Genomic DNA, 9559 nt, shown 5'->3' on the forward strand with positions numbered 1-9559 from the left:
AATTTCAGGCTGTGTAAGCCTATTAAAAAAATTTGTAAGACTGTGTCCATTAACAGTTTTATCACAGAAGGAGAATTTCTAAGTGAAAATTAAACAAATTATTCTAAGGCATCTTAAGCTAGACTTGCTTGAACCTTTTACAACTAGCTTTGGGACGGAATACGATAGGGATTTTATCCTTGTGGAAGCCATAAGCGATGATGGCATTTCCGGTTGGGCTGAATCGGTTGCGATGCTCGACCCCCTGTATAATGAAGAGACCTTAAAAACAAACTGGCATATTCTGGAAGACTATCTAATTCCAATAATCTTAAAAAATGAAATCAAGCATCCTGATGAAATTTCCGAAAAATACTTCACCCATATTCGCGGAAATTATATGGCAAAAGCCGCTTTAGAGGGTGCCGTTTGGGATTTGTATGCTAAAAAGCAAGGTGCTTCTCTTTCAAATGTGTTAGGTGGAACAAAAAAGAAAATTGAAGTGGGGGTAAGCATCGGAATAAAGGATTCGATTGATTCGACCATGGATATAATTGAGGCTCGTCTCGGTGAAGGCTATAAACGTTTTAAACTAAAAATCAAACCGGGCTGGGATGTTGAATTAATAGACAAGGTACGAAAAGTATATCCTGAAATCCCGCTCATGGCCGATGCAAATTCAGCTTATACCTTAAAAGATATTGACCGGTTATCCGCCTTGGATGATTTTAATTTAATGATGATTGAGCAGCCGCTTGCCTATAATGATATCATTGACCATGCAGATTTACAGTCAAGGTTAAAAACACCTATTTGCCTGGATGAAAGCATACACTCTTTAGAGGATGCCAGGAAAGCTATTAAATTGGGCAGCTGTAAAATTATTAATATCAAGATTGGCCGTGTCGGAGGTTTGACTGAATCTAAGAAAATCCATGATTTATGCCTAGAACATGGCATTCCGCTATGGTGTGGAGGTATGCTGGAATCAGGCATTGGAAGAGCTCATAATATTGCAATCACTTCACTGCCGAACTTCACTCTTCCCGGTGATACCGCAGCTTCCTCCCTCTATTGGGCAGAAGATATCACTGACCCTGAAGTTACAGTGGAAAACGGAATGATCAGTGTTCCAGAATTGCCTGGAATCGGCTTTGAACCAAGCATGGAAAAAATCAATAAGTATACTATACACAGTCAAACCTATCATTTAAGTGAGAATGTTGCTAGAAAAGCCTAGGGTGCTACAACATTACATAAAGGCATGATTCCCGAAAAAGGGAGCATGCCTTTTTTATTTATAATCCATTTTCCATTCAAAATATATTGTAATTCGACTTTCTGCCATGTATGGTGTTATGAAATGCAGATTAGCTTTTCTTATATTCTTTTAAAAGTTATCATAATAGAGTCTTTGTCCATTGTATATATACACATTTATGATACAAAACTGCATGTATAGAAAAAAGGGGTGAGGCGATGCGAAATTTACATACTATCTGTGCCGTAATAACCGTCTACCTTTTCTTTTTTTGCTGTTTCTTTCCTTCAGCAGTCCATTCGGAAGCCCAAAAAGTGATACGGGTTGCAGGGGATAATAACTTTCCACCTTTTGAATACTTGAGCGATTCGGGTGTTTATACCGGTTTTAATGTGGATATAATGAACGCCATTTCTATCGAGACTGGCATTAGGTTCGAATACTATCCCATGCCATGGAACGAGGCAGTACAAGCTATGCGCTCTGGAAAAGTGGATGCGATTCAAGGCATGAAGTACAATCAAGAACGTGAAGAGATTTATGATTTTTCAGCTCTGTATTTCACAAGTTCACAAGGGATTTTTGTGTTGAAAGATAATATGTATATCCGAAAAATCGAAGATCTTAAAGGCCGGAAAGTAGCTGTACAAAAAGGAGATGTTGCAAGCGGTCTATTAAGGAAAGTCGATCGTTTGAAATTGGTGGAAACTAATAATCAACAAGAAGCCGTTCAGTCACTGATCGACGGTAAAGTGGATGCTTTCATTGGAAATCGGATTACGGGTCAATATTTTCTACAGAAAAATGAGCAGCAATCACTCATTAAGATTGTCGGTGAGCCACTTGACACTACAAAATACGCTGTAGCCGTTATGCCGAAAAACAAAGAGTTGCTGACACTATTCAATCAGGCAATTTCTCAAATCAAGAAAGATGGAACATATGAAAAGATAGAGAAAAAGTGGTTCGGCGAATATATCCTGCCAAATACTCAACGGCTACGCAAAACGTTGTTGTATTTGGAAATTGGTCTTATTCTTACCTTCATTGTGATTTCTCTCATCTTATGGTGGAATCTCAGCCTTAAACGAGAAGTGGCTAAGCGAACCGAGCAAATTGAGCACGTGAATAAAGACTTGGAAGAGAAGATGCTGCTTCTTGAGGAAAACATCAACTTTCAGCAGCAAGTATTAAACAGTACCTACAGTTCGCTTATTACACTGAATCAGCAAGGTCTTGTATCGATGATTAATGTTAGGGCCATGGAATATTTGGGGGTGGACGGTAATGTTGTTGGAAAACGTTTTCAGGATCTGCCAACTGCCCGTTTCATCCCGGAAAAGGAGATTAAGGCTGCATTAGAAAAAAAGAGAGTTTTCTTGCAAAAGGAAACGGTATGGTCTCATTATGCGAGCAAAAAAAGGCATATAACTTACAGCATGTATCCAATTCAGACTATTGGGGGAGAAAGTGTAGGTGCGGTGTTGAATTTTTTCGATAGTACGGAACAAAAACAACTGGAGAGAAAAGTGGCTCAGGATGACCGATTGCGTTCATTGGGTCAACTCGTGGCTGGTATCGCTCATGAAATAAGAAATCCGTTAACATCCATCCTTACCTATACGCAATTGCTGCCGAAAAAATTTGCAAGCGCAGATTTCCGAACATTCTTTTCCGAACAGGTCACTAGTGAAATCACCCGACTTAATACATTGATTAACGATTTGCTCGATTATGCCCGCCCTAAAAAATCAGAGCCTGTCACATTTTCGCTGAATGAGGCCATGGCAGGGATTGAGCTATTGCTTAAGCCGAAAATCAAAGAAAAAAACCTGAGCATTGTTCGAGAGTTCGCTGGAGACATTCAGGCAACTGCAGATACACAGCAGATCAAACAAGTACTGGTGAACGTCATTCTCAATGCCATACAGGCGTCCAATACAGGGGGAACACTTATTTTTCGGGCATACTATCGGGATGTGTTTACTGTCGTTGAAATCGAGGATGAAGGAATTGGGATTTCGGAAGAAGACATTGATAAGATCTTTGAACCGTTTTACACCAGGAAACCCAACGGGGTCGGGCTAGGGCTTTCTATTACGTATCAGCTTGTCAAAGAAAATGATGGCATTATCGAGACAAGAAGTGAAGTAGGAAAGGGAACAGTAGTGACCATTTGTTTACAGCATTAATACAGAAAGGGTGAAGACGATGCACGATATCATGATTATTGATGATGAGCCAACCATATGTCAGTCACTTACGTTTGCATTGGAAGACCAGTATCACGTTTATTCGTTTACAGACCCACGTGAAGCGCTTCCGCTTTTCGAAAGAGCGGAAATCGCCATCGTATTGCTGGATTTAAAAATCGGGGGATATAATGGGATGGAAGTGTTAGAAGAAATCAAACGCCTCTCCCCCTCGACTGTTGTCATTATGATGACGGCCTACGGCACCATTCCATCTTCCGTGGAAGCAATGCGTAAGGGGGCGTTTTCATATGCGACAAAGCCGCTTCATATTGATGAATTGGAAGTGCTGATGCAAAAAGCAGAAGAAGTATACACCCTTCAGTCCAAAGTGAAATGGCTAAGTGAAGAATTGGATAAAGTGGCAGGTGTGAACGGCCTCATCGGTGAAAGCTTGGCCATGCGCAAAATATTCTCCCTCATCGAAAAAGTGAAGGATATCGATTCCAACATTCTCATAGAAGGGGAAAGTGGAACCGGTAAAGAAGTCGTCGCCAGAACCATCCATAATCAAAGCAAGCGCAGAAACAAAAAGTTTCAGGCTATTAATTGTGCCGCCATTCCGACTCACCTGTTGGAATCAGAATTATTTGGATACGAAAAGGGCGCATTTACAGGGGCGACACAGCGGAAATATGGACTTTTTGTGCTGGCGGAAGGAGGAACAATTTTTCTTGACGAAATCGGTGAGATGGATTTGGCACTGCAGGGGAAAATTTTGCGCGTTCTACAAGAGAGAAAGGTAATGCCCGTTGGCGGGATAGAAGAAGTCAGCATTGATGTCCGGATCATTGCAGCGACAAACAGAGACTTGGTTAAAGAAGTAAAAGAGAATCGATTTCGTGAAGATTTATATTACAGATTAAATGTGATTCCGATTCACCTTCCGGCTTTACGTGAACGAAAAGAGGATATTCCTTTGCTGTTGGAATTTTTCATTGCAAAAATCGGTGATCGAATGGGAAAACCTGTAGAAGGAATTTCCCATGAAGCGCTGCAGCTTTTACAGCAATATGACTTTCCAGGAAATATTCGTGAACTGCAGAACGTGATTGAAAGAGCAATAGCGCTAACGAATGATTCTTACATACAGAAAGACGATTTACCTTCCGACATCCAAAAAAGCTCGCGCCCATTTTTCGGCAATACCCTAATCCCCGTATATGTCGGCGAACCGCTTGAAGAAATCGAAAAAAGAGTGATACTTCATAACCTTGCCACTTTTAACGGTCATCAAAGGAAGACAGCGCAAACAATTGGCATCGGGGAGAGGACATTGCGGGACAAGTTGAAGAAATATCGGGAAGAAAAGTAGGCGGAAATTGCCGAGCGGCAATTTTCGCCTACTTTTTATATTGAATATATCTGAATTTTCCACTGTTTTTATGGAAATGGACCTGGCATGAAACTTGCTTAATAAAATTGTTGTAAAACCATTAAGCAGAATGGAGGGAACATAGATATACAACATAATGGTCTACAGAGCTGGACTGGAAGTTACAGTGCGGCGAAAGCGGGGATGTGCAAAATGAATCAGGCAGGATAAGTCAATGGCCTATCCAAACTTAACGAAAACAAAAGGACAAGCCATTGAACCAGAGCTTTTATAACAGTACATCCCGAAATTTATTGGCGATTGCAAATATGAAGTATTTTTATTTATGGGGAGGAAAAATAAATGTATGCGTTACCAAATATGGATTTATGGAAAGGCAGAACAGATAGTCTAATAGATAAAGATGAATTTAGAATTCATCAAATAGTTAAAGATAATCAAACAACATCAGCAAATAATACATGTGGAATAATAGGGTTCTCTTGTGAAGAAGGCGTACGCAGGAATAAAGGAAGACTTGGAAGCAAAGAAGCTCCCAATGAAATACGTAAATCTTTATCATCTCTATCTTGGCACGGCCAATCAGCAGATAGCCTAGTTGATTTCGGAAATATCATTTGTGAAAATCAACAGTTAGAAGCAGCTCAAGCTGAATTGGGAAGCCACGTAGAGAAAATATTATCTAAAAATATGTTTCCTGTTATTTTGGGGGGAGGACATGAAACCTTTTATGGTCATTATCTAGGAATTAGGTCGAGTGTTGGACCCAATGCCAAAATAGGCATTCTCAACATTGATGCTCATTTTGATTTACGCTCTTATGAAGAAGTAACTTCTTCTGGAACGATGTTTAAACAAATATTAGATAATGATCATCAAGCTAGTTATTTGTCAATTGGCATTCAACGTTATGGAAATACTAAAAAATTATTTGACACTGCAACTGCACTTGGTTGCTCTTGGATATTGGAAGAAGAATTAGTAGATGAAAACTCTGAAGAAAACGAAAATAAAATTCTGAATTTTATAAATCAACATGATTATATTATATTAACACTTTGTATGGATGTTATAAACGCTTCTGAAGCACCGGGTGTGAGTGCCCCTTCCTCATTTGGTCTTTCAGGAAAAATGGTTAGACAATTAATTCGTAAGATTACTTCACATACGAAAACTATTTCATTTGATATCTGTGAAGTGAATCCATCATTAGATTGTGATAATCGGACTGTAAAACTAGCTGCAAACCTAATAAATGAAGTATTCATGTGTGTGGAGAGGAGATAAGCAATATGAACATCGAGATTAATCAAACGATCACTATTTTTTTAGCGATACTGCTTTTAGCACTAGGCGGGATCATCGTTAAGAATGTCAAATTATTTAGACACTTTTGTATCCCAGCACCCGTTGTTGGGGGATTACTTTTTGCAATCGTCGCTACAAGTCTTAAAACCTTTTTAAACATAACCATTTCATTGGATACGACACTCCAGGGATTATTCATGTTAACATTTTTTACGTCCGTTGGATTGGGTGCCAGTTTCCAATTAGTAAAAGTCGGCGGTAAATTATTATTAATATATTGGTTGTTATGTGGGTTTCTGGCATTTGCTCAAAATTTAATCGGAATTTCTTTAGCACCCGTTTTTGGGATTGATCCATTGATTGGCATGATGGCAGGAGCAATTTCCATGGAAGGCGGCATAGGTGCAGCTACAGCATTTGGCGGTACGATTGAATCACTGGGAATTCAATCTGCCCAAGCAATTGGAATAGCAGCAGCTACATTAGGATTAGTGTTTGGTGGATTAGTTGGAGGTCCCACTGTAAAGTATTTAATTAATAAACACAAATTAACACCAAGTAAAGAGGATATTGAAATTCAAGAAAAGAAAGAAATGGAAGACAAAATAGAATTAAATGTAGCTTCATTCATGAAACAAGTGTTAATACTGACATTTTGTATGGCTTTAGGTTCATATCTAGGAGAGTTATTTTCGGCAAAGACAGGTTATGTTTTACCGAACTATGTTGGAGCAATGATAGTGGCTGTAATAGTTCGGAATATTTTAGATAAAATAAACGGGAAAATTATCGAAATGCCTAGTATTAATTTTATTGGAGATATCACTTTAGGTATTTTCTTATCTATGGCATTAATGAGTATAAAATTATGGGAAGTTGCTGACCTTGCTTTACCAATTATTTTAATTGTGGTGATACAAGTAATTTTCATTATCCTTTTAAGTATATTCATCATGTTTCGTTTTCTTGGCAAAAACTACGATGCGGCAGTTATGGTTGGAGGTTTCATCGGACATGGTATAGGGGCTACACCGAATGCCATGGCAAATATGTCAACAATCACTGCGAAATATGGACCTTCAAGTAAAGCATATTTAATCGTTCCGATAGTCGGTGCATTTCTTATTGATGTTTTTGCCATGCCAATCATCATTATAAGTATTAATCTATTTAAATGATAATTTGTTATTAAATAAGGAATCAAAAAATATAGTGTTACCGAATGTTTTTGGGAATGCCAAAAACATTCGGTATTGATTTTTTTTATTCCGAAATTGCCCATATAGTAGGTAATTCACAATGGTTTTTCTGTATGATTATTCATGCACCGGAACCCTATCAATTTCGCATCATCTACATCTATGTATCGTATCGTTTCACAGCCTGATTTAGTAAGAATGCTGCTGCGGTGATCAGAGGTCAGTGGAATTAAGCTCTCTTATGCATCTTTGTTAATGATATCCATACTGCCCGAAATTGAATTGCACTGAAAAAGTTTAATAATTAAAGGGGAGAAAATCATTGTCATTTTCACTAAAAATAATAAAGAAAAGTGAACAAATAACCAGTCTTTGGTCAGGTGGTAAAACAACTCAACTAGCCATTTATCCTGAAGAAGCTGATTACTCGAACCGTTATTTCAAATGGCGGATAAGCACAGCAGAAGTCGAGGTGGACGAATCCTTATTTACTCACCTTCCAGGCATTCAGAGAATCATCATGATCCTTGATGGTGAAATGTCGTTGCAACATCAGGGAAAGCCCAGTGTGCATTTAAGCCCATTTGAACAGGATCGGTTTGATGGTGGCTGGACAACCCGCAGTATTGGGAAGGTCACTGACTTTAATTTGATGTTAGCGGAAGGATGTGAAGGTGACATCAGCACGATTCATATGAATGATGGAACCCATGCGGAAGTGCTGGATAATCGGTATTCTTCGAAAAGAACCGACGCCTTCTATTGTTTCAAAGGAAGGAGTAGAATGAATATCGATGAAAAAGAGACAATTGTTTTAGAGCAAGGTGACTTAATAACCTTAAACAGAGATCATACCTCCAACAAATTAAATATAAAGTTATCAAATCACGATGACGACTCTACTGCAACAATTATTAAGGTGAGTATTTTTTATTGATAGAGAAATTCTGGTTCCAGTGCAAAAAACATTCACTAGAAGTATAGTTTCATTCAAATTTTGCGGTTAAAAGCATATCCAAATAACTTTTGTAGGAGGACCTGCAGACAAAACGCGGATATATTACATAACCAAGACGATTATGCTGCAATCGATCTTGTAAAAGTTCAGTCGTAAAGTTCCAAAAAAGTATAGGCTTAAACGCCGACGGTATTGTAGGTCCCAATACATAGAATGCATTGGGTCTGAAAAAGCAGACATCCAACGTAGCTAATGTGAATAAAACAAGCCAGCACATTAGAGTTGAAAATAGTAGAAACGAGAAGAGAAGGATTTTCCTGTGGTCATAACAAAAATGGCGAATTAGTAGAAGGAAAATATCTATATATCCTCAGCTGTTTCTGGACTATGGACAACTTCCAATCTAGCACATAAATGCACTAAAGAGGAAAGTAAGATCGGAATTTCTGCAAGTGAAGCAAAAGAAATGATCGCTACACAGAGAGGAAGATCGTGGACTGGGCTTGGTGTATTTCTAGGGGATTCGAAACAAGAACTTGAAATTACATCACTTGCAAAAAGACTCAGGAACAAGCAGCACTCATATTCGAATTAACGTGAAAAAATTCATTCACGAAGCGATCGATTAGGAATCATTATTTATATAAACAATGCGAAAGAACAAGTACTACTATACACTGTTCTTTCGCATATTTGCATGCGTAAAAAAAGGTGAGTGCGTTTACATTTCAGAATATTCCAAAATAAATAGTGTAGGCTTGTGTAGTTTTTTGTAGGATGATGTAATTTCGATGATAAAGTAAATGAAATGTTAAGATTTATTAACAATGCTAATCGTTAAGTATTCAGAGTCATGGTAGCAAAGGTCAAAAAGTAAAAAAAGAGCTTAAGCATATTGAAAAAGGGAAAGTGAGGAAAGTAAATGAAGAAATTCAAACTAAGTTTAGCTAGCCAAATTTTCATTGGTTTAATTCTAGGGATTATCGTTGGTGCCATTTTTTATGGTAATGAGTCGGCCCAAAACTTTTTACAGCCATTCGGAGACATTTTCCTACGAATGATTAAAATGATCGTAGTGCCGATCATCGTATCCAGCCTTATCGTTGCAGTTGCCGGTGTAGGTGACTTGAAAGCGGTAGGAAAACTAGGTGCTAAATCATTATCATACTTTGTTGTCGTAACGATGATTGCGATTGCTGTTGGTTTAATTTCAGCGAATATCATCCAGCCTGGTGCTGGTGTGAATATGAATAACCTGGAACAAAC

General features: G+C 38.3%; 7 protein-coding genes and 1 pseudogene. All 8 read left to right on the forward strand.

Features of this window, described 5'->3' with window-relative positions:
• Positions 1 to 82 precede the first annotated feature (82 nt).
• The gene (gene menC, locus ACFX4H_RS26190; RefSeq protein ID WP_377436540.1) at positions 83 to 1219 is read left to right on the forward strand and encodes an o-succinylbenzoate synthase; all 1137 of its coding nucleotides are present in this window, start codon (positions 83 to 85) and stop codon (positions 1217 to 1219) included.
• Between the two features lie 239 nt (positions 1220 to 1458).
• Positions 1459 to 3432, forward strand: a complete 1974-nt coding sequence (locus ACFX4H_RS26195; protein ID WP_377436542.1) for a transporter substrate-binding domain-containing protein — start codon at positions 1459 to 1461, stop codon at positions 3430 to 3432.
• A gap of 19 nt (positions 3433 to 3451) precedes the next feature.
• The gene (locus ACFX4H_RS26200; RefSeq protein ID WP_063591445.1) at positions 3452 to 4807 is read left to right on the forward strand and encodes a sigma-54-dependent transcriptional regulator; all 1356 of its coding nucleotides are present in this window, start codon (positions 3452 to 3454) and stop codon (positions 4805 to 4807) included.
• 363 nt (positions 4808 to 5170) lie between these two features.
• Positions 5171 to 6115 (forward strand): formimidoylglutamase, encoded by a 945-nt coding sequence (hutG, locus tag ACFX4H_RS26205; protein WP_377436544.1) that lies wholly within the window; start codon positions 5171 to 5173, stop codon positions 6113 to 6115.
• Positions 6116 to 6120: 5 nt separating this feature from the next.
• The gene (gene gltS / locus ACFX4H_RS26210; RefSeq protein ID WP_034312856.1) at positions 6121 to 7314 is read left to right on the forward strand and encodes a sodium/glutamate symporter; all 1194 of its coding nucleotides are present in this window, start codon (positions 6121 to 6123) and stop codon (positions 7312 to 7314) included.
• A gap of 343 nt (positions 7315 to 7657) precedes the next feature.
• Positions 7658 to 8272, forward strand: coding sequence for a HutD/Ves family protein (locus ACFX4H_RS26215; protein WP_034312846.1), 615 nt, complete (start codon positions 7658 to 7660; stop codon positions 8270 to 8272).
• 167 nt (positions 8273 to 8439) lie between these two features.
• A pseudogene (locus ACFX4H_RS26220) lies at positions 8440 to 8505 on the forward strand (peptidoglycan-binding domain-containing protein); the annotation flags it as partial.
• A 710-nt stretch (positions 8506 to 9215) separates the two neighbouring features.
• Positions 9216 to 9559: cation:dicarboxylate symporter family transporter (locus ACFX4H_RS26225; protein WP_377436546.1), on the forward strand; the 344-nt coding region annotated here is incomplete at its 3' end.

The organism is Peribacillus sp. YIM B13477 (assembly GCF_042787955.1).
GTDB classification, from domain to species: Bacteria; Bacillota; Bacilli; order Bacillales; family DSM-1321; genus Peribacillus; species Peribacillus frigoritolerans.

Bases quoted from the DNA above. Each gene is read 5' to 3' on its own strand.
- ACFX4H_RS26195 (WP_377436542.1), top strand. From the start codon at position 1,459: ATGCGAAATTTACATACTATCTGTGCCGTAATAACCGTCTACCTTTTC.
- ACFX4H_RS26200 (WP_063591445.1), top strand. From the start codon at position 3,452: ATGCACGATATCATGATTATTGATGATGAGCCAACCATATGTCAGTCA.
- hutG (WP_377436544.1), top strand. From the start codon at position 5,171: ATGTATGCGTTACCAAATATGGATTTATGGAAAGGCAGAACAGATAGT.
- gltS (WP_034312856.1), top strand. From the start codon at position 6,121: ATGAACATCGAGATTAATCAAACGATCACTATTTTTTTAGCGATACTG.